This is a genomic window from Pseudomonas sp. Sample_20 (genome assembly GCF_004307585.1).
GTDB lineage: Bacteria > Pseudomonadota > Gammaproteobacteria > Pseudomonadales > Pseudomonadaceae > Aquipseudomonas > Aquipseudomonas atacamensis.
Genome location: NZ_RCOA01000043.1, coordinates 23,797 through 44,042, shown reverse-complemented (window position 1 = coordinate 44,042; position 20,246 = coordinate 23,797). Strand labels below are relative to the sequence as shown.

At 61.5% G+C, this 20,246-nt stretch carries 16 protein-coding genes; 10 read left to right on the top strand and 6 right to left on the bottom strand.

Annotated elements, in window-relative coordinates:
* Positions 1-26: 26 nt before the first annotated feature.
* From D8U70_RS10975 to D8U70_RS10960, 4 genes are all read left to right on the top strand, one after another.
* On the top strand, positions 27-1,472 hold the full coding sequence (locus D8U70_RS10975; RefSeq protein WP_130928879.1) for an aldehyde dehydrogenase family protein: 1,446 nt from the start codon (positions 27-29) through the stop codon (positions 1,470-1,472).
* Between the two features lie 153 nt (positions 1,473-1,625).
* Positions 1,626-2,987 (top strand): MFS transporter, encoded by a 1,362-nt coding sequence (locus tag D8U70_RS10970; RefSeq protein WP_122707662.1) that lies wholly within the window; start codon positions 1,626-1,628, stop codon positions 2,985-2,987.
* A gap of 11 nt (positions 2,988-2,998) precedes the next feature.
* Positions 2,999-4,552: a galactarate dehydratase gene (gene garD / locus D8U70_RS10965; protein WP_016771706.1), complete on the top strand. Its 1,554-nt coding sequence runs from the start codon at positions 2,999-3,001 to the stop codon at positions 4,550-4,552.
* Positions 4,553-4,836: 284 nt separating this feature from the next.
* Complete coding sequence (locus tag D8U70_RS10960; protein ID WP_130928878.1) at positions 4,837-5,778, top strand: AEC family transporter; 942 nt, start codon at positions 4,837-4,839, stop codon at positions 5,776-5,778.
* A 116-nt stretch (positions 5,779-5,894) separates the two neighbouring features.
* Here the strand turns inward: D8U70_RS10960 and D8U70_RS10955 are convergent, their stop codons facing one another.
* The 6 genes from D8U70_RS10955 to gatC all read right to left on the bottom strand — a co-directional run bounded on the left by D8U70_RS10955 (position 5,895) and on the right by gatC (position 11,181).
* Complete coding sequence (locus D8U70_RS10955) at positions 5,895-6,275, bottom strand: carboxymuconolactone decarboxylase family protein (protein ID WP_130928877.1); 381 nt, start codon at positions 6,273-6,275, stop codon at positions 5,895-5,897.
* Positions 6,272-7,348, bottom strand: a complete 1,077-nt coding sequence (locus D8U70_RS10950; RefSeq protein WP_177433961.1) for a calcium/sodium antiporter — start codon at positions 7,346-7,348, stop codon at positions 6,272-6,274. Before D8U70_RS10950 ends, D8U70_RS10955 begins: the two co-directional genes overlap by 4 nt.
* Positions 7,349-7,379: 31 nt before the next feature.
* Positions 7,380-7,751 carry a septal ring lytic transglycosylase RlpA family protein gene (locus D8U70_RS10945; RefSeq protein WP_024011604.1) on the bottom strand — a complete coding sequence of 124 codons (372 nt, stop codon included), beginning with the start codon at positions 7,749-7,751 and terminating at the stop codon, positions 7,380-7,382.
* A gap of 218 nt (positions 7,752-7,969) precedes the next feature.
* Positions 7,970-9,415 carry an Asp-tRNA(Asn)/Glu-tRNA(Gln) amidotransferase subunit GatB gene (gene gatB, locus D8U70_RS10940; protein ID WP_130928876.1) on the bottom strand — a complete coding sequence of 482 codons (1,446 nt, stop codon included), beginning with the start codon at positions 9,413-9,415 and terminating at the stop codon, positions 7,970-7,972.
* Positions 9,416-9,425: 10 nt separating this feature from the next.
* Positions 9,426-10,877, bottom strand: a complete 1,452-nt coding sequence (gatA, locus tag D8U70_RS10935; RefSeq protein WP_130928875.1) for an Asp-tRNA(Asn)/Glu-tRNA(Gln) amidotransferase subunit GatA — start codon at positions 10,875-10,877, stop codon at positions 9,426-9,428.
* Positions 10,878-10,893: 16 nt separating this feature from the next.
* Positions 10,894-11,181 carry an Asp-tRNA(Asn)/Glu-tRNA(Gln) amidotransferase subunit GatC gene (gatC, locus tag D8U70_RS10930; RefSeq protein ID WP_024011606.1) on the bottom strand — a complete coding sequence of 96 codons (288 nt, stop codon included), beginning with the start codon at positions 11,179-11,181 and terminating at the stop codon, positions 10,894-10,896.
* Positions 11,182-11,392: 211 nt separating this feature from the next.
* Here gatC and mreB point away from each other — a divergent pair, with 211 nt between their 5' ends.
* The 6 genes from mreB (at position 11,393) to D8U70_RS10900 (ending at position 20,194) form a co-directional block, all read left to right on the top strand.
* Positions 11,393-12,430 (top strand): rod shape-determining protein MreB, encoded by a 1,038-nt coding sequence (gene mreB, locus D8U70_RS10925; protein WP_002555108.1) that lies wholly within the window; start codon positions 11,393-11,395, stop codon positions 12,428-12,430.
* 140 nt (positions 12,431-12,570) lie between these two features.
* The gene (gene mreC, locus D8U70_RS10920) at positions 12,571-13,674 is read left to right on the top strand and encodes a rod shape-determining protein MreC (RefSeq protein ID WP_076565845.1); all 1,104 of its coding nucleotides are present in this window, start codon (positions 12,571-12,573) and stop codon (positions 13,672-13,674) included.
* Positions 13,674-14,165: a rod shape-determining protein MreD gene (gene mreD, locus D8U70_RS10915; RefSeq protein ID WP_024011608.1), complete on the top strand. Its 492-nt coding sequence runs from the start codon at positions 13,674-13,676 to the stop codon at positions 14,163-14,165. Before mreC ends, mreD begins: the two co-directional genes overlap by 1 nt.
* A 37-nt stretch (positions 14,166-14,202) precedes the next feature.
* Positions 14,203-14,799, top strand: coding sequence for a Maf family protein (locus D8U70_RS10910; protein ID WP_130928874.1), 597 nt, complete (start codon positions 14,203-14,205; stop codon positions 14,797-14,799).
* Positions 14,800-14,857: 58 nt separating this feature from the next.
* Positions 14,858-16,315, top strand: coding sequence for a ribonuclease G (gene rng, locus D8U70_RS10905; RefSeq protein ID WP_016771696.1), 1,458 nt, complete (start codon positions 14,858-14,860; stop codon positions 16,313-16,315).
* 75 nt (positions 16,316-16,390) lie between these two features.
* Entirely contained in the window at positions 16,391-20,194 is a 3,804-nt protein-coding gene (locus D8U70_RS10900) for a YhdP family protein (RefSeq protein WP_130928873.1), read from the top strand.
* Positions 20,195-20,246: the final 52 nt, after the last annotated feature.

The window sequence follows — 20,246 nt, the reverse complement described above, 5'->3', positions numbered from 1 at the left end:
AGGCTTTTAGAGTTGAGGGCTGCCCTGTGACAACTGCAAAACGCTACGACAACTACATCAATGGCGAATGGGTCGCCGGTGCCGATTACTCGGCCAACATCAACCCGTCCGAACTCAGCGACACCATCGGCGACTACGCCAAGGCTGACCTGATCCAGGTCAATGCCGCCATCGACGCTGCCCGCGCTGCGTTCCCGGCGTACTCCACGTCGGGCATTCAGGCCCGTCACGATTCGCTGGATAAAGTCGGCAGCGAGATCCTCGCCCGTCGCGAAGAGCTCGGCACGCTGTTGGCCCGTGAAGAGGGCAAGACCCTGCCGGAAGCGATCGGTGAAGTGACCCGCGCCGGCAATATTTTCAAGTTCTTCGCCGGTGAATGCCTGCGCCTGTCCGGTGACTACGTGCCGTCGGTTCGCCCGGGCGTCAACGTCGAAGTCACCCGCGAAGCGCTGGGCGTGGTCGGTCTGATCACCCCGTGGAACTTCCCGATCGCCATCCCGGCGTGGAAAATTGCTCCGGCCCTGGCCTATGGCAACTGCGTCGTACTCAAGCCTGCCGATCTGGTGCCGGGCTGCGCCTGGGCGCTGGCCGAAATCATTTCCCGCGCGGGCTTCCCGGCCGGTGTGTTCAACCTGGTAATGGGCAGCGGTCGCGTGGTTGGCGAGGCGTTGGTCAACAGCCCGAAAGTCGACGGCATCAGCTTCACCGGTTCGGTGGGCGTGGGTCGTCAGATCGCGGTCAACTGCGTTTCGCGCCAGGCCAAGGTGCAGCTGGAAATGGGCGGCAAGAACCCGCAGATCATTCTCGACGACGCCGACCTCAAGCAAGCGGTCGAGCTGTCGGTGCAGAGCGCGTTCTACTCCACCGGCCAGCGCTGCACTGCGTCGAGCCGTCTGATCGTTACCGCCGGCATTCACGACAAGTTCGTTGAAGCGATGGCCGAGCGCATGAAGTCGATCAAGGTCGGCCACGCGCTGAAAGCCGGCACCGACATCGGTCCGGTGGTCTCCCAGGCGCAGCTTGAGCAGGACATGAAGTACATCGACATCGGCCAGTCCGAAGGTGCACGTCTGGTCAGCGGCGGCGGTGTGGTGACTTGCGACACTGAGGGCTACTTCCTCGCGCCAACCCTGTTCGCCGACAGCGAAGCGTCGATGCGTATCAGCCGCGAAGAGATCTTCGGCCCGGTGGCCAACATCGTTCGCGTGGCCGATTACGAAGCTGCGCTGGCAATGGCCAACGACACCGAATTCGGCTTGTCGGCCGGCATCGCCACCACCTCGCTGAAGTACGCCAACCACTTCAAGCGCCACTCCCAGGCCGGGATGGTGATGGTCAACCTGCCGACCGCCGGCGTGGATTACCACGTACCGTTCGGCGGGCGTAAAGGCTCGTCCTACGGCTCCCGTGAGCAGGGCCGCTATGCACAAGAGTTCTACACGGTCGTGAAGACTGCCTACATCGGTTCCTGATACACGCAATACCTGTGGGAGCTGGCTTGCCAGCGATTCAGGCAACGCGGTGCTGCAGGCACGCCGCGCTGATGCCATCGCTGGCAAGCCAGCTCCCACAAAGACCAAAGAATGTTTTACCCGCATAAAAATAATCAGTGGGAGTACATCTGCATGCAATCCTCCAAGCCGACTCACGTCCGCTATTTGATCCTGCTCATGCTGTTTCTGGTGACCACGATCAATTACGCCGACCGTGCCACGATCGCCATTGCCGGCTCCAGCCTGCAAAAGGACCTTGGCATTGACGCCGTCACCCTCGGCTACATCTTCTCCGCATTCGGTTGGGCCTACGTCGCCGGGCAAATTCCCGGTGGCTGGCTGCTCGATCGCTTCGGCTCGAAAAAAGTCTATGCCCTGAGCATTTTCACCTGGTCGCTGTTCACCGTGCTGCAAGGCTTCGTCGGTGAATTCGGCATGTCCACGGCAGTGGTTGCGCTGTTCATGCTGCGTTTTCTGGTGGGCCTGGCCGAAGCGCCATCGTTCCCCGGCAACGCGCGCATCGTGGCGGCGTGGTTCCCGACCGCTGAACGCGGCACCGCTTCGGCGATCTTCAACTCGGCGCAATACTTTGCCACCGTGCTGTTCGCGCCGTTGATGGGCTGGATCGTCTACAGCTTCGGCTGGGAGCACGTGTTCATCGTCATGGGTATCCTCGGTATCGTGTTCTCGCTGGTGTGGCTGAGAGTCATCTACAGCCCGCGCGAACACCCACGGGTCAACGAGGCCGAGTTCAAGCACATCGCTGACAACGGCGGCATGGTCGACATGGATCAGAAGGGCAAGAAGTCCGACGGTCCGAAGTGGGATTACATCCGTCAGCTGCTGACCAACCGCATGATGCTGGGCGTGTATCTGGGCCAGTACTGCATCAACGGCATCACCTATTTCTTCCTGACCTGGTTCCCGGTGTATCTGGTGCAAGAGCGTGGCATGACCATTCTCAAGGCCGGTTTCATCGCTTCGTTGCCGGCGATCTGCGGCTTTATCGGCGGCGTGCTCGGCGGGGTGATTTCCGACTACCTGCTGCGCAAGGGCCATTCGCTGACTTTCGCTCGCAAGGCGCCGATCATCGCCGGCCTGTTGGTGTCGAGCAGCATCGTGGCGTGCAACTATGTTGAAGTTGAATGGATGGTTGTCGGCTTCATGGCCCTGGCATTCTTCGGCAAAGGCGTTGGCGCACTGGGCTGGGCGGTGGTTTCCGACACTTCGCCGAAACAGATCGCCGGTCTGAGCGGTGGCTTGTTCAACACCTTCGGCAACATCGCTTCGATCACCACGCCGATCGTCATCGGCTACATCATCAGCTCCACCGGCTCGTTCAAGTGGGCGCTGGTGTTTGTCGGTGCCAACGCACTGGTCGCGGTGTTCAGCTATCTGGTGATCGTCGGCCCGATCAAGCGTGTGGTGTTGAAAGAGCCGCCAGCCAAGGGCGGCAATGAAGCCACCGGCAATTTGTCTCAAGCGCATTCCTGAGGAGCGGCGTCATGCAGTTGATTGAACATTCCGACTCGCCGCGCTACATCCGCCTGCACGAGCGGGACAACGTTGTAGTGGTGGTCAACGATCAGGGCGTACCGGCCGGTACCGAGTTCGCCGACGGCCTGGTCACCCTGGATTTCGTACCGCAGAGCCACAAGGTCACCCTGGAGGATATTCCCGAAGGCGGCCCGGTGATTCGTTATGGGCAGATCATCGGCTATGCCTTGCAGCCGATCCGTCGTGGCAGTTGGGTCAAGGAAGATCAACTGCGCATGCCGACCGCGCCGCCGCTGGACAGCTTGCCGCTGTCCACCGATGTGCCGGATGCGCAGGCACCGCTGGAAGGCTTCACGTTCGAGGGTTATCGCAACGCCGACGGCACCGTCGGCACGCGCAACATTCTCGGCATCACCACCACCGTGCAGTGCGTCACCGGCGTGCTCGATCATGCGGTCAAGCGCATCAAGGAAGAGTTGTTGCCGAAGTACCCGCACGTCGATGACGTGGTGGCACTGACCCACAGTTATGGCTGCGGTGTGGCGATTACCGCCACCGACGCCTATATCCCGATTCGTACCGTGCGCAATCTGGCGCGCAACCCGAACCTGGGTGGCGAGGCGCTGGTGATCGGTCTGGGCTGCGAGAAATTGCAGGCCGGGCAGGTGATGCACGAGGACGATGCCTCGGTGGATCTCAGCGATCCGTGGCTGTACCGCTTGCAGGATTCCAGTCACGGCTTTACCGAAATGATCGAACAGATCATGGAGCTGGCCGAAGTGCGCTTGAAGAAACTCGACCAGCGCCGTCGCGAAACCGTGCCGGCCTCCGAGCTGATTCTCGGTATGCAGTGTGGCGGCAGCGATGCCTTCTCCGGCATCACCGCCAACCCGGCGCTGGGTTATGCCTCGGATTTGCTGCTGCGTGCCGGGGCGACGGTGATGTTTTCCGAAGTCACCGAAGTGCGCGATGCGATCTATCTGCTGACGTCGCGGGCGCAAACGCAAACCGTCGCCGAAGAGCTGGTGCGCGAGATGGACTGGTACGACCGTTACTTGGCCAAGGGCGAAGCCGATCGCAGCGCCAACACCACGCCGGGCAACAAGAAGGGCGGGTTGTCGAACATTGTCGAGAAGTCGCTGGGCTCGATCGTCAAGTCCGGCAGCAGCGCGATCAATGGCGTGCTCGGCCCGGGCGAGCGTTTCAAGCACAAGGGCCTGATTTTCTGCGCGACGCCGGCCAGCGATTTTGTCTGCGGTACGTTGCAACTGGCGGCGGGGATGAACCTGCACGTGTTCACCACCGGTCGCGGCACGCCTTATGGGCTGGCCATGGCGCCGGTGGTCAAGGTATCGACGCGGACTGAACTGGCGCAGCGCTGGCCGGATCTGATCGACATCGATGCCGGACGCATTGCCACCGGGCGCGCGACCATCGAAGAACTGGGCTGGGAGTTGTTTCACTATTACCTGGACGTTGCCAGTGGCAAGCAACAGACCTGGGCGGAGAAACACAAGCTGCACAACGACATCACCTTGTTCAACCCGGCGCCGATTACCTGAGACCGCGTCATCGTTCTTCGCGAGCAGGCTCGCTCCCACAGGGATATGCATTGCAAATGTGGGAGCGAGCCTGCTCGCGAAAGCGATCTGCCAGACGCCGGAGGACTTGCGGTGCCTGTGATCGTTCCCACGCTCTGCGTGGGAATGCCTCATGTGACGCTCCGCGTCACGCTTTGGGACGCAGAGCGTCCCGGGGCTGCATTCCCACGCAGAGCGTGGGAACGATCAGGGTGAAAGTGGCTTATCATTAGCCCCCTATCGACGCTCACCCAAGGCTCCCCGGCATGCTGGCAATCTTTCTTGAAACCCTGAACATCACCGCGCCGGTGTTTGCCATGCTGTTTCTCGGTGTGCTGCTCAAGCGCATCGACTGGATCAACGACAACTTCATCCACACCGCCTCGTCGCTGGTGTTCAACGTGACCATGCCGGCGCTGCTGTTTCTCGGCATCCTCCACGCCGACCTGCACGCCGCGCTGCAACCTTCGCTACTGATCTACTTTTCCCTCGCAACGCTGGTGAGTTTCGCTGTGGCCTGGGGGTGGGCGATTTTCAGGTGTCCGCGCGAAGATCGCGGCATCTACACCCAGGGTGCGTTTCGCGGCAACAACGGCGTGATAGGCCTGGCGCTCGCCGCGAGCATGTACGGCGATTACGGCATTTCCCTCGGGGCAATTCTCGCGGCGCTGGTGATCCTGTTCTACAACACCCTGTCGACCATTGTGCTGGCGGTGTACAGCCCGGTGATCAAGTCCGATCCGTGGAGCATCTGCAAAAGCGTGTTCAGCAACCCGCTGATCATCAGCGTGATTTCGGCAGCGCCGTTTGCCTATTTCAAGATCGGACTGCCGGGCTGGGTGGAGACCTCCGGCCAGTATCTGGCGCAGACCACTTTGCCACTGGCGCTGATCTGTATCGGTGGCACGCTGTCACTGGCGGCGCTGCGCAAGAGCGGCAACATGGCGCTCAGTTCCAGCCTGGTGAAGATGATCGGTCTGCCGGTGCTGGCGACACTGGGGGCATGGCTGTGGGGCTTTCGCGGGGCGGAATTGGGGATTCTGTTTCTCTACTTTGGCAGCCCGACGGCGGCGGCGAGTTTCGTCATGGCCCGGGCGGCGCAGGGCAATCATGAGCTGGCAGCGGCGATTATCGTGATGACCACTTTGATGGCGGCGATTACCACCAACGTCGGGATCTTTGTGTTGCAGTGGGGTGGGTGGATCTGACAAGGATTTGCAGTGTCTGTCAGGGCCTCTTCGCGAGCAGGCTCGCTCCCACATTTGAAATGCATTCCAGGTGTGGGAGCGAGCCTGCTCGCGAAAGCTATTTCAGCAGCACTGAATCACTCAGGTTTCTGGTAGGTATCAATCACTTCCTGCGCCGCGCGAAACGCATCGATCGCCGCCGGCACGCCGGCATACACCGCGCAATGCAGCAGCGCTTCGCGAATCTCTTCCACGCTGCAGCCATTGTTCAGGGCACCGCGCACGTGGCCCTTCAACTCCTGCGGACACTTCAACGCGGTCAGCGCGGCGAGGGTAATCAGGCTGCGGGTTTTCAGCGACAAACCTTCGCGATTCCACACGCCACCCCAGGCGTGTTCATTGACGAAATCCTGCAACGGCTGGGTGAACTCGGTGGCGTTGCCCATGGCGCGATCAACGAACGCATCGCCCATGACCTGACGACGGATTTCAACCCCGGACTGCTTCGACTCGCTCATGGCACATCTCTCTTGTGGTGTTGGCGACGCCAGGCGCGGATCGACGTGAACAGCAGAAACGTCAGCAGCGCCGGCAGGACATAAAACAGCATCAAGCGCTCGAGTTTGCCGGCCAGCGGCATGCCGGTGGTGAACGACACCACATGCAGCCCGTAGACCAGATACAAACCGAGCAGCAGCAAGCCTTCGGCCCGGGTCACGCGATAGCCCGAGTAAAACACTGGCAGGCACAGCGCCGCGACGCCGAGCATCACCGGCAAGTCGAAATCCAGCGCATTCGGGGAAACGGAAAGCGGCGTCGGTGCGAGTAGGGCGGTCAGCCCGAGCACCCCGAGCAGGTTGAACAGGTTGGCGCCGATCACGTTGCCCACGGCAATGTCGCGCTGCCCGCGCAACGCAGCGATCAGCGAAGTCGCCAGCTCCGGCAGCGAAGTGCCGACCGCGACCACGGTCAGACCGATGACCCGTTCCGACAGGCCCAAGTCGGTGGCCACGACCACGGCGGCGCCGAGCAGCAAACGCCCGGCGAACACCAGCATGGCCAGGCCAGCGAGAATCATCAGCACACTGATCAGCCAGGATTGCTGCGTATCCTTCGGGCGTTCGGTATGGGGGCGGGTCGAGTGTCGCGACTGGCGGAACAACAAGCCAAGGTACAGCGCCAACGCGCCGAGCAGCAGGACGCCGTCGAAACGCCCGAGGTCTTTATTCCAGGCGAGGATGAATACCAGCAGGCTGGCACCGATCATCAACGGGATATCCAGACGCACCAATTGCCGCGACACGCGCAGCGGGATGATCAGTGCAGAGAGGCCAAGGGTTACGAGGATATTGAAGATGCCGCTGCCGACCACGCTGCCGACGGCGATGTCCGGGTTGTCGGTCAGCGCCGCTTGCAGGCTCACGGCCATTTGCGGGGCGCTGCTGCCGAGGGCGACGATGGTCAGGCCGATGATCAGCGGACGCACATGCAGGCGCTCGGCCAGACGAACGGCGGCGCGCACCATCAGCTCGGCGCCGATGATCAAAAGAACCAGGCCACTGAACAATTCGACGACGTTGATCAGCGGCAGATCGGCTAGTCCGAAAATGGTCGGCGCTCCATCAGTCCAGGGCCTGCACGCGAACCCGTGCGGTGCCGCTGCGCAGCATGCCGATTTCATCGGCGGCCTCGCGCGACAGATCGATCAGCCGGCCACGGGTGTGCGGGCCACGGTCATTGATGCGGACCACGACTGATTCATCATTTTTCAGGTTGGTGACCTTCACTCGCGTGCCGAACGGCAACTGGCGGTGGGCGGCGGTCAGGGAATGCTGGTTGAACGCTTCGCCGCTGGCGGTGCGTTTACCGTGATGTTTGGCTCCATAGTAGGAGGCGACGCCGGTCTGGTCGTAACCGTGCGGGTCGATGGTGTCGGTACTGGCGCAACCGGCCAGCAGGGAGAGCAGGGCGCTGCTCAGCAACAGACGCTTCATTCAAAGGTATCCCGGATCAAATGTAGGAGTGACCTGTGGCGAGGGGATTTATCCCCGTTGGACTGCGCAGCAGTCCCAAAACTGAGAACTCGATTTATCTGGTGCAAATCAAGCTCAGCAATTGGGGCCGCTTCGCGGCCCAACGGGGATAAATCCCCTCGCCACAGGTCCCTTCCACAGGGGATGGAGCCAGGCTTTGGATCTGGCTCCATTGGTGGTCAGCCTTCGAGCTTGCTTTTCAGCAGTTCGTTCACCTGCTGCGGGTTGGCCTTGCCTTTCGAGGCTTTCATGGCCTGGCCGACGAAGAAGCCGAACATCTTGCCGCGTTTGGCTTCGTCTGCCGCGCGGTACTGTTCGACCTGTTCGGCGTTGGCCGCGAGCATTTCATCGAGCACGGCGGAGATCGCGCCGGTGTCGGTGACTTGCTTGAGGCCGCGCTTCTCGATGATCTCGTCAGCACTGCCTTCGCCGTTGGCCATCGCTTCGAACACCACCTTGGCGATCTTGCCGGAGATGGTGTTGTCCTTGATGCGCTGCAGCATGCCGCCCAGTTGCTCGGCGGAGACTGGCGAGTCTTCGATGTCCAGGCCCTGCTTGTTGAGCAGGCTGCCCAACTCGACCATCACCCAGTTCGCCGCCAGTTTCGCGTCGCCACCGATGGCTGCGACTTTCTCGAAGTAATTCGCCTGTTCACGGCTGGTGGCCAGCACGTTGGCGTCGTAGGCCGACAGACCGAACTGGCTCTGGAAGCGTTCGCGCTTTTGCGGTGGCAGTTCCGGCAGGGTCGCTCGCACTTCACCGAGGAACGACTCTTCGATGACCACCGGCAGCAGGTCCGGATCGGGGAAGTAACGGTAGTCGTTGGCTTCCTCTTTCGAACGCATCGGACGGGTCTCGTCCTTGTTCGGATCGTACAGGCGGGTCTGCTGGATCACTTTGCCGCCGTCTTCGATCAGCTCGATCTGGCGCTGGATCTCGGAGTTGATCGCCTTCTCGATGAAGCGGAACGAGTTGACGTTCTTGATCTCGCAGCGAGTGCCGAACTCGACCTGGCCTTTCGGGCGTACCGAGACGTTGCAGTCGCAACGCAGCGAGCCTTCGGCCATGTTGCCGTCGCAGATGCCCAGGTAGCGCACCAGCGCGTGGATCGCCTTGACGTAAGCCACGGCTTCCTTGGCGCTGCGCATGTCCGGCTCGGAAACGATTTCCAGCAGCGGCGTGCCGGCACGGTTCAGGTCGATGCCGGTGGCACCGTTGAATTCTTCGTGCAGGCTCTTGCCGGCGTCTTCTTCCAGGTGCGCGCGGGTGATGCCGACGCGTTTGACCGTGCCGTCTTCCAGGGCGATGTCCAGGTGGCCTTTGCCAACGATCGGCAATTCCATCTGGCTGATCTGATAGCCCTTCGGCAGATCCGGGTAGAAGTAGTTCTTGCGGGCGAACACGTTGTGCTGGCCGATCTCGGCGTCAATCGCCAGACCGAACATCACCGCCATGCGCACCGCTTCCTGGTTGAGCACCGGCAGCACACCGGGCATGCCCAGGTCGATCAGGCTGGCCTGGGTGTTCGGCTCGGAACCGAAGGTGGTGGAACTACCGGAAAAGATTTTCGACCGGGTGGTGAGCTGAGTGTGAATCTCCAGCCCGATCACGACTTCCCATTGCATGTGTGTCTCCTCAGAAGCCGGTTGGGGTGCGGGTGTGCCAGTCAGTGTTGAGCTGATACTGGTGCGCAACGTTGAGCAAACGGCCTTCCTGGAAGTACGGCGCGAGCAACTGCACGCCCACCGGCAGACCGTCGACAAAACCGGCCGGCATCGACAGGCCCGGCAGGCCGGCGAGGTTGGCGGTGATGGTGTAGACGTCTTCCAGATAGGCAGCGACCGGGTCGCTGTTCTTGGCGCCAAGCTTCCAGGCCGGGTTCGGCGTGGTCGGGCCGAGGATGATGTCGACTTCATTGAAGGCAGCCATGAAATCGTTCTTCACCAGACGACGAATCTTCTGCGCTTTCAGGTAGTAGGCGTCGTAGTAACCGGCGGACAGCGCGTAGGCACCGACCATGATCCGGCGCTGTACTTCCGCGCCGAAGCCTTCGCCACGGGAGCGTTTGTACAGGTCGATGAGGTTTTCCGGGTTCTCGCAGCGATGGCCGAAACGCACGCCGTCGAAACGCGACAGGTTGGAAGACGCTTCTGCCGGGGCGATCACGTAGTAGGCCGGAATGGCGTGCTGCATGTTCGGCAGGCTGATTTCCTTGATCACCGCACCGAGCTTCTGCAACTGCTGGATGCTGTTCTGGATCAGCTCGGCAATGCGCGGGTCGAGACCGGCGCTGAAGTATTCCTTCGGCACGCCGATGCGCAGGCCTTGCAGCGACTCGCCGAGGCTGGCGGAGTAATCCGGAACCGGCTCATCGATGCTGGTGGAGTCGTTCGGGTCGAAGCCGGCCATGCCTTGCAGCAGAATCGCGCAATCTTCGGCCGTGCGCGCCAACGGGCCGCCCTGATCAAGGCTGGACGCGTAGGCAATCATGCCCCAGCGCGAAACGCGACCGTAGGTCGGCTTCAAACCGGTGAGGTTGGTGAATGCTGCCGGCTGGCGGATCGAACCGCCGGTGTCGGTTGCGGTGGCGGCAGGCAGCAGGCGAGCGGCCACGGCGGCGGCCGAGCCACCGGACGAACCGCCCGGCACGTGTTCCAGGTTCCACGGGTTTTTCACTGCGCCGTACCAGCTCGACTCGTTGGCCGAACCCATGGCGAATTCGTCCATGTTGGTCTTGCCCAGGGTCACGGCGCCGGCAGCGGCCAGTTTCGCAACGACAGTGGCGTCATACGGGGCTTTGAAGTTGTCGAGCATCTTCGAGCCGCAGCTGGTGCGTATGCCCTGGGTGCAGAACAGATCCTTGTGGGCGATCGGCGCGCCGAGCAGGGCGCCGCTCTCACCGCTGGCCCGGCGTGCATCGGCGGCTTTCGCCTGCTCGATGGCCAGATCCTCGGTGAGGCTGATGAAACTGTTGAGCTGCGGATCGAGCTGGGTAATACGCGCCAGCAGGACTTTGGTCAGCTCTTCGGAGGAAAACTTTTTATCGGCGAGACCGCGGGCGATCTCGGCCAGAGTCATTTGATGCATTGCAGGCTCTTTCCCTTTAGTCGATGACTTTCGGAACCAGATACAGGCCGTTTTCGACCGCTGGTGCGATGGACTGGTAGGCCTCGCGATTATTCGTCTCGGTCACCACGTCGGCGCGCAGGCGCTGACTGGCTTCCAGGGGGTGGGCCAGCGGCTCGATACCGTCGGTATCAACGGCCTGCATTTCGTCGACCAGCCCGAGAATGCTGTTGAGGGCGGAAGTAATGTGCGGAAGATCGGCATCGTTGAGGCCAAGGCAGGCCAGATGCGCGATTTTTTCCACGTCGGAGCGTTCTAGCGCCATCGGGATTCTCCAGTGGAAAACAGAACGGACGGCGTCCGTGTGTTAGATTGTCGGAACACTACCGCACTTCTACGGTCATAAGGCCGCGATTGTGGGGCTTGGTGCACAGAAAAGCGGCCAATTTAACATATTGGCGCCTTGCCCAAAATCCCTGTCGTTGTTAGAGTTTGCCGCACTTTTTTACCCACGCGTTGCCTAGGGTCCCTTTCCCATGTTCAAGAAACTGCGTGGCATGTTTTCCAGCGATCTTTCCATTGACCTGGGCACTGCCAACACCCTTATTTACGTGCGCGAGCGCGGTATCGTCCTGAATGAGCCATCGGTTGTGGCCATTCGGACACACGGTAACCAGAAAAGTGTCGTCGCTGTCGGCACCGAGGCCAAGCGCATGCTCGGCCGTACGCCGGGCAACATTGCTGCCATTCGTCCGATGAAGGACGGCGTGATCGCCGACTTCAGCGTCTGCGAAAAGATGCTGCAGTACTTTATCAACAAGGTTCACGAAAACAGTTTCCTGCAGCCCAGCCCTCGTGTGCTGATCTGCGTTCCATGCAAGTCCACCCAGGTTGAGCGTCGCGCCATCCGTGAATCGGCCCTTGGCGCCGGTGCCCGTGAAGTGTTCCTGATCGAAGAGCCGATGGCTGCTGCGATCGGTGCCGGCCTGCCGGTTGAAGAAGCGCGCGGTTCGATGGTCGTGGACATCGGTGGTGGTACCACTGAGATCGCCCTGATCTCCCTGAACGGTGTGGTCTACGCCGAATCCGTTCGTGTCGGCGGCGACCGTTTCGACGAAGCGATCATCACCTACGTGCGCCGCAACTACGGCAGCCTGATCGGTGAATCCACCGCTGAGCGCATCAAGCAGGAAATCGGTACGGCCTACCCGGGCGGCGAAGTACGCGAAGTCGATGTTCGCGGTCGCAACCTGGCCGAAGGCGTTCCACGCGCATTCACCCTGAACTCCAACGAAGTGCTTGAGGCTCTGCAAGAGTCGCTGGCCACCATCGTTCAGGCGGTGAAAAGCGCGCTGGAGCAATCGCCGCCGGAACTGGCTTCCGACATCGCCGAGCGTGGCCTGGTGCTGACCGGTGGTGGCGCGCTGCTGCGTGACCTCGACAAGTTGCTGGCCCAGGAAACCGGTCTGCCGGTGATCGTTGCCGAAGATCCGCTGACTTGCGTTGCTCGCGGCGGTGGCCGTGCGCTGGAAATGATGGATAAGCACACCATGGATCTGCTTTCGAGCGAATAAGCTTCGAATGCAATACGTGGGTGAACGCACAGGCAGCACTTTGCAGTGCTGCCTGTTGGCGTTTATCTTCTGTCAGTCTTCATCCAGGCCGGTTTGATGCCGTATGAATAAACAGAACATTTGCCTGGGAGGAGCGGCTTATTAAACCGCTTTTCACCAAAGGCCCTTCGTTGGGCGTGCGCCTGTTGGTGCTGGCCGTGCTCGCGGTCGCGCTGATGGTGGTCGATGCACGTTTCGACCTGCTCAAGCCCGCGCGCAAGCAAGCGTCGCTGGTGCTCATGGATGCCTACTGGATCACGGACCTGCCCGGCCGCTTGTGGGAAGGGGTCGCCAGTCAGTTCGGCAGCCGCACCGAGCTCGTCGCCGAAAACGAAAAACTCAAGACCGAAAACCTGCTGTTGCAGGGACGCATGCAAAAGCTCGCGGCCCTGACCGAGCAGAACGTTCGGCTGCGCGAGTTGCTCAACTCCTCCGCACTGGTCAATGAAAAGGTCGAAGTGGCCGAGCTGATCGGCATGGACCCCAACCCCTTCACCCATCGCATCATCATCAACAAAGGTGAGCGCGACGGCGTGGTGCTCGGCCAACCGGTGCTCGATGCACGCGGGCTGATGGGCCAGGTGGTTGAGTTGATGCCGTACACCTCGCGGGTCCTGCTGCTGACCGACACCACCCATAGCATTCCGGTGCAGGTGAATCGTAACGGTCTGCGCGCGATTGCCAGCGGCACCGGCAACCCGGAGCGCCTGGAATTGCGCCATGTCGCCGACACGGCGGACATCAAGGAAGGCGATCTGCTGGTCAGCTCCGGCCTTGGCCAGCGTTTTCCGGCCGGTTATCCGGTGGCCACGGTCAAGGAAGTCATCCACGATTCCGGCCAACCGTTTGCCATTGTCCGCGCCGTGCCGACTGCCGCCCTGAACCGCAGCCGCTATCTGCTGCTGGTGTTCAGCGACAGCCGCACTGCCGAGGAACGCGCCAATGACGCGGCCCAGGCGCAGGAACAGCTTGATGCCCACGGCGGCGGCCCGATGTTGCCGGCCAGCGTGCCGAAACCGTTGATCATGCCTGCCACGCCGTCGACCGCTACCGCAGCGCCGGCCGCTGAAGCAGCGGCGCCTGCCACCACGCCTGCCAAGCCTGCCGCGAGCAAACCGCCCGCTGCCGCTCCGGCCGCTGCCAAACCACCGGCGGCGAGCAAACCACCGGCGAAACCGCCAGCGACTACCGGGGGACGAGAATAATGGTCGGCGCGAAAAAATCCGGAAACGGCTGGATGATCTGGCTGACGTTCTTCGTCGGCATCCTGCTCAGCGTATCGCCGTTGCCAATCTTCATGGAAATCCTTCGCCCGCTGTGGCTGGCCTTGCTCGTGACGTTTTGGGCGCTGTACATGCCGCACACGGTCGGCATGGTCACGGCGTTCTGTCTGGGGCTGGCCGAAGATGTCCTGCAGGGCGACTTGCTCGGACAGAACGCGCTGATCCTGACCCTGATTACTTTCCTCGTGTTGTCATTGCAGCAGCGCCTGCGCATGTTCCCGATGTGGCAGCAGTGTCTGGTGATCCTGGTGATCTTCGGCCTCGCACAATTGGCGCAACTGTGGCTCAGCGCTCTGACCGGCAACCGTCAGCCAACCCTGGCGCTGGTCTTGCCGGCGCTGGTCAGTGCCTTGCTCTGGCCGTGGGTCAGCTTCGCCCTTCGCGGGATGTGCCGACGCTACAGAATCTATTGAGCCGGTGAAGCAGGGCACTGAACAGGGAGATGTTTTGATGAAACTGCTTTACCTCGCCTCCGGCTCACCGCGCCGCCGTGAATTGCTCACGCAGATCGGCGTGCAGTTCTCCGCCATCAGCGCGGACATCGACGAAACCCCGCTTCCTGAAGAATCCCCATCGGCCTATGTCGAGCGCCTCGCGCGTGGCAAGGCTGAGGCCGGGCGCCGCTCGGTCGTCTCTGATCAGCCGTTCTGCGTGCTTGGCGCCGACACCGCTGTGGTGCTCGACGGCAAAATACTTGGCAAACCGGTGGACGAAGCCGACGCATGCGCCATGCTGATGATGTTGTCCGGCAGCGAACACGAAGTGCTGACCGCCATCGCCTTGCTCGCAGGTGAGCGCTGCGAGTCGCGGGTAGTGCGCAGTCGCGTGCGTTTTCGCAGCATCAGCCGCGAAGAGGCCGGCGCCTACTGGGCCAGTGGCGAACCGCGCGACAAGGCCGGCGGCTATGGCATTCAGGGCCTGGGTGCGGTGTTTGTCGCCGGGCTCGAGGGTAGCTATTCGGCGGTGGTCGGCCTGCCGCTGTGCGAAACCTGCGAGGTGTTGGGCCATTTCGGCATACCCTGTTGGCAAAACCTGAACACGCCCTGAGCGTCGTACGAATCCAGATGCGGCCACTATCGTGAACATGCCTGAACGAGATCCTGCCATGAGTGAAGAGATTCTGATCAACATCACGCCGATGGAGTCGCGCGTGGCGGTGGTCGAAAACGGTGTGCTGCAAGAAGTCCACGTCGAGCGCACGCAGAAACGCGGGATCGTCGGCAACATCTATAAAGGCAAGATCGTTCGTGTACTGCCGGGCATGCAAGCGGCATTTGTCGACATCGGCCTCGATCGTGCAGCTTTCATTCACGCCGCCGAAATCTCCCTGCGCGAAGGCCCGGCGGTGGAAAGCATCAGTTCGCTGGTGCACGAAGGTCAAAGTCTGGTGGTGCAAGTCACCAAAGACCCGATCGGCTCCAAAGGCGCACGCCTGACCACGCAACTGTCGATTCCTTCGCGTTATCTGGTGTACATGCCGCGCACCGCCCACGTCGGCATTTCCCTGAAGATCGAAGACGAAGCCGAGCGCGAGCGTCTCAAGCAGGTGGTCAGCGATTGCGTAGCCAAAGAAGGCATCAAGGAGGCCGGCGGCTTCATTCTGCGCACCGCTGCTGAAGGCGCGGGCGCTGATGAAATCTTGATGGACATTCGCTATCTGCGGCGCCTATGGGACCAGATCAACGAGCAGATCAAGACCATCGCCGCGCCCAGCGTGATCTACGAAGACCTCGGCCTGGCCCTGCGCACCCTGCGTGACCTGGTCAATCCGAAGATCGAGAAGATCCGCATCGACTCCCGGGAAACCTTCCAGAAAACCACGCAATTCGTCGCCGAACTGATGCCGGAAATCGCCGATCGTCTGGAACACTATCCGGGCGAGCGGCCGATCTTCGATCTGTACGGTGTCGAAGACGAAATCCAGCGCGCGCTGGAGCGCAAGGTACCGCTGAAATCCGGCGGCTATCTGGTGATCGATCCGGCGGAAGCCATGACCACCATCGACGTCAATACCGGGGCGTTCGTCGGTCATCGCAACCTCGAAGAAACCATTTTCAAGACCAATCTCGAAGCGGCCACGGCGATCGCCCGGCAGATGCGTCTGCGCAATCTCGGCGGGATCATCATCATCGACTTCATCGACATGGAAGATGAAGAGCACCAGCGTCAGGTCCTGCGCACTCTGGAGAAACAGCTGGAGCGCGATCACGCCAAGACCAACATCATCGGCATTACCGAGCTGGGCCTGGTGCAGATGACCCGCAAGCGCACCCGCGAAAGCCTTGAGCAGGTACTGTGCGAACCGTGCAGCAGTTGCCAGGGACGGGGCAAACTGAAAACCGCCGAAACCATCTGTTACGAGATCTTCCGCGAGATTCTGCGCGAGGCCCGGGCCTATCAGGCCGAGGGTTATCGGGTGCTGGCCAACCAGAAAGTGGTCGATCGTCTGCTCGATGAAGAGTCCGGTAACGTCGCCGAACTTGAAGGCTTTATCGGCCGCACCATACGCTTCCAGGTGGAAACCATGTATTCCCAGGAACAATATGACGTGGTGCTGCTCTGAAGCCCTGCATCACCACTCATTCAACGCGGCTGGCCTCAGCTTTTCGCAGTATTTTTGCCATGGGAGCCAACTGACATGGAGCGTCTGACACGCATTCTGGCCGCACTCACCCGCTGGGGGCTGGGCCTGTGCGCGTTGGTTCTGGTGTTGATGGCGTTGTACGTCAGCCTCGGCCGCGAGCTGACGCCACTGGTGGCCGAATACCGCGCCGACATCGAAGACAAGGCCAGCGCCGCCCTCGGCATGCCTTTGCAAATCGGTGAGCTGGAAGGCAACTGGAGCGGTTTCGCGCCGATCCTGCTGGCCCACGACGTGATGGTCGGCGACGGTGCCAACGCGCTGCGCCTCGACCGCGTGCGGGTGGTGCCGGATATGTGGGGCAGCGTGCTCGCCCGCGAAGTGCGCCTCGCGCATATCGAACTCAACGGTTTGAAGATCAGCCTCAAGGAAGCCGAAGACGGCACTTGGGCGCTGGAAGGCCTGCCGGTGCAGAAGGATCAACCGTTCGATCCGGCACAATTGTTCCAGCGCTCGCAGATGATCGAGCAACTGTCGGTGCTCGACAGCCAGGTGACCCTGCAACCGCTCGACCACGCGCCCATGACGCTCACCTATGTCGGTCTGAATCTGCGCACCGGAGCCAGCCGCCAGCGTCTCGACGCGCGTCTGACCTTGCCCGATGGCCAGCCTGTGGCGCTGAGCCTGCGCAGCCAGTTGCGTCCTGATCAGTGGCAGAACAGCGCTATCGAGGGCTATGCCAGCCTGCCGCAGAGCGACTGGTCGAAGTGGCTGCCCGAGCGCCTGACCCAGCAATGGAATTTTTCCGAGATCAAGGCCGGCGGCGAACTCTGGGTCGATTGGGCCGAAGGCGCATTGCAAAGCGCCGCGTTGCGCCTGAATGCGCCGCAAGTGACCGGTGCCTACGCCGAGCGCAAGCCGATCCAGATCAACAATCTGGCGCTCAACGCCTATTACCGCAACACCGCCGAGGGCGCGAAGGTCACTCTTGATTCACTGGCGATGAGCTTCGGCGAAACCCGCTGGGAATCCCATGTGCAGGTGCAGCAGACTCGCGCCAGCGCCAAGGCTGAAGAGCTCTGGCATCTGCAGGCCGATCGCCTCGATCTGACCCCGATCACGCCGCTGCTCAATGCGCTGGGGCCATTGCCGCAGAGTTTCGCCACAGTGGTCGAGCGTTTGAAGGTTACCGGCGGTCTGCGCAACGTCCTGCTGGATTTCCGTCCGACCGCCACCGATGGCAGCAAATTCGGCTTTGCCGCCAACCTCGACAATGTCGGTTTCGATGCCTACCACGGCGCTCCAGCGGCGCGAAATGTCAGCGGCAGCCTCAGCGGCAATCTGGACGGCGGTGAGTTGCGCCTCGACAGCAAGGACTTCGTCCTGCACCTCGATCCGATTTTCGCCAAGCCATGGCAATACCTGCAGGCCAATGCGCGGCTGACCTGGAAGCTCGACAAGGATGGCTTCACCCTGATTGCGCCGTACCTCAAAGTGCTGGGCGAGGAGGGCAAGATTGCCGGCGACTTCCTTATCCGCCTGCACTTCGACCATAGCCAGGAAGACTACATGGACTTGCGCGTCGGCCTGGTCGATGGCGACGGTCGCTATACCGCGAAATATCTGCCGGCGGTGTTGAGCCCGGCGCTTGATGAGTGGCTGCGCACAGCGATCCTCAAAGGCGCGGTGGATCAGGGTTTCTTCCAGTATCAGGGCTCGCTGAGCAAGAATGCCGGCGAGGCTGATCGCAGCATCAGCCTGTTCTTCAAAGTGCATGACGCCGAACTGGCCTTTCAGCCGGGCTGGCCGCACGTGAGCAAGGTCAGCGGTGACGTGTTCATCGAGGACAGCGGCGTGCGCATCTGGGCCAGCAAGGGCCAATTGCTCGATACGCAAGTCAGCGATGTCTTCGTCAATATTCCTCACGTACCGGCCGGGCAGAACTCGCATTTGTTTCTTGATGGCGCATTTGCCGGTGCCCTGGGCGATGGCTTGAAAATTCTTCAGGACGCGCCGATCGGCACTGGCGAAACCTTTGCCGGTTGGGAGGGCGCGGGTGATCTCAACGGCAAGCTCAAGCTGGATATTCCGCTGGCCAAGGGCGAGCAACCGAAAATCCTCGTCGATTTCAAAACTGCCAACGCGCGGCTGAAACTGGCCGAACCGAAACTGGAACTGAGCCAGCTCAAGGGCGATTTCCGCTTCGACAGCAATAAAGGCCTCAGCGGCCAGAACATCTCTGCACGGGCCTTCGATAAACCGGTCACTGCGCAGATCTTCGCTGATGGCAGCCCCAACCAGATCAAGACTCGCGTCGCCGCATCCGGACAGGTTGAAGTCAAAAAGCTCACCGACTGGCTCGGCGTGACCCAGCCGTTGCCGGTGTCCGGGACGATTCCGTATCAGTTGCAGCTGAATCTTTCAGGGGCCGACAGCCAGTTGCTGGTCAGCTCCAGCCTCAAAGGCGTGGTGGTGGATCTGCCAGCGCCGTTCGGCATGGCCGCCGATGTCGGACGTGACACGGTATTCCGCATGACCTTGCAAGGGCAGGAGCGGCGGTACTGGGTCAATTACGATCAACTGGCCAATTTCACTTTTGCTGCGCCGCCGAGCAATTTCGCCGATGGCCGTGGCGAACTGTTTCTCGGTGCTGGCGAAGCGGTGTTGCCGGGCGCCAAGGGCCTGCGCATACGCGGGGTGCTGTCGGAACTGGACGTCGCGCCGTGGCAGGATCTGGCCAGCAAGTACGCTGGCGGGGATCCAGGCGGCAGCGCCAAACAACTGCTGAGCAGTGCTGACATCAAGGTCGGCAAATTGACCGCGTTCGGCACCACGCTGGATCAGGCTTCGGTGCAGATCAATCGCAAGCCAGGCGCGTGGAACCTGGCGCTCGACAGCCAACAGGCCAAGGGCAGCGCCAGCCTGCCGGACGCCAACGGCGTGCCGATTGCGGTGAATCTGCAATACGTGAAACTGCCGGCGCCGGACCCGGCGGTGCAGGCTGACGAGAATGCGCCGGATCCATTGGCGTCGGTCGACCCGACGAAAATTCCGGCGCTGGATATCACCCTCAATCAGTTGTTCCTCGGCCCCGATCTGGTCGGTGGCTGGTCGCTGAAAGTGCGGCCGACCGCCAAGGGCATCGCCCTGAATAACCTCGATATGGGGCTCAAGGGCATCCTCCTGCAAGGCAACGGCGGCTGGGAAGGCGCGCCGGGGGCGACCAGCAGTTGGTACAAGGGCCGCATTGGCGGCAAGAATCTGGCCGACGTGCTCAAAGGCTGGGGCTTCGCGCCTAGCGTGACCAGCGAAGAATTCCATATGGACGTCGATGGACGTTGGCCGGGCTCGCCGGCGTGGCTGGCGACCAAGCGCTTCTCCGGCACCCTCGACGCCTCGCTGAACAGGGGCCAGTTCGTTGAAGTGGAAGGTGGTGCTCAGGCGCTGCGGGTTTTCGGCCTGCTCAACTTCAACTCGATCGGCCGGCGTCTGCGTCTGGACTTCTCCGACCTGTTCGGCAAAGGCTTGAGCTACGACCGGGTCAAAGGTTTGCTGGTGGCGAACAATGGTGTCTACGTGACACGTGAGCCGATTCGCCTGACCGGGCCTTCGAGCAACCTGGAATTGGACGGCACGCTGGATCTGGTCGGTGACAAGGTCGATGCGAAATTGCTGGTGACCTTGCCGGTGACCAACAACCTGCCGATCGCCGCGCTGCTCGTCGGCGCACCGGCGGTCGGCGGCGCGCTGTTCCTCATCGACAAGCTGATCGGCGACCGCGTCGCGCGCTTCGCCAGCGTCAAGTACACGGTTAAAGGCCCATGGAAAGAGCCGAAAATCACCTTCGACAAGCCTTTTTGAACGGCCCGGCCTTGAAGCGATGGAGTAGCATGGCCAAATACCTCTTTGGGAG

Coding starts and splice junctions, on each gene's coding strand:
- D8U70_RS10970 (WP_122707662.1), top strand. CDS start 1,626: ATGCAATCCTCCAAGCCGACTCACGTCCGCTATTTGATCCTGCTCATG.
- garD (WP_016771706.1), top strand. CDS start 2,999: ATGCAGTTGATTGAACATTCCGACTCGCCGCGCTACATCCGCCTGCAC.
- D8U70_RS10960 (WP_130928878.1), top strand. CDS start 4,837: ATGCTGGCAATCTTTCTTGAAACCCTGAACATCACCGCGCCGGTGTTT.
- D8U70_RS10955 (WP_130928877.1), bottom strand. CDS start 6,275: ATGAGCGAGTCGAAGCAGTCCGGGGTTGAAATCCGTCGTCAGGTCATG.
- D8U70_RS10945 (WP_024011604.1), bottom strand. CDS start 7,751: ATGAAGCGTCTGTTGCTGAGCAGCGCCCTGCTCTCCCTGCTGGCCGGT.
- gatB (WP_130928876.1), bottom strand. CDS start 9,415: ATGCAATGGGAAGTCGTGATCGGGCTGGAGATTCACACTCAGCTCACC.
- gatA (WP_130928875.1), bottom strand. CDS start 10,877: ATGCATCAAATGACTCTGGCCGAGATCGCCCGCGGTCTCGCCGATAAA.
- gatC (WP_024011606.1), bottom strand. CDS start 11,181: ATGGCGCTAGAACGCTCCGACGTGGAAAAAATCGCGCATCTGGCCTGC.
- mreB (WP_002555108.1), top strand. CDS start 11,393: ATGTTCAAGAAACTGCGTGGCATGTTTTCCAGCGATCTTTCCATTGAC.
- mreD (WP_024011608.1), top strand. CDS start 13,674: ATGGTCGGCGCGAAAAAATCCGGAAACGGCTGGATGATCTGGCTGACG.
- D8U70_RS10910 (WP_130928874.1), top strand. CDS start 14,203: ATGAAACTGCTTTACCTCGCCTCCGGCTCACCGCGCCGCCGTGAATTG.
- rng (WP_016771696.1), top strand. CDS start 14,858: ATGAGTGAAGAGATTCTGATCAACATCACGCCGATGGAGTCGCGCGTG.
- D8U70_RS10900 (WP_130928873.1), top strand. CDS start 16,391: ATGGAGCGTCTGACACGCATTCTGGCCGCACTCACCCGCTGGGGGCTG.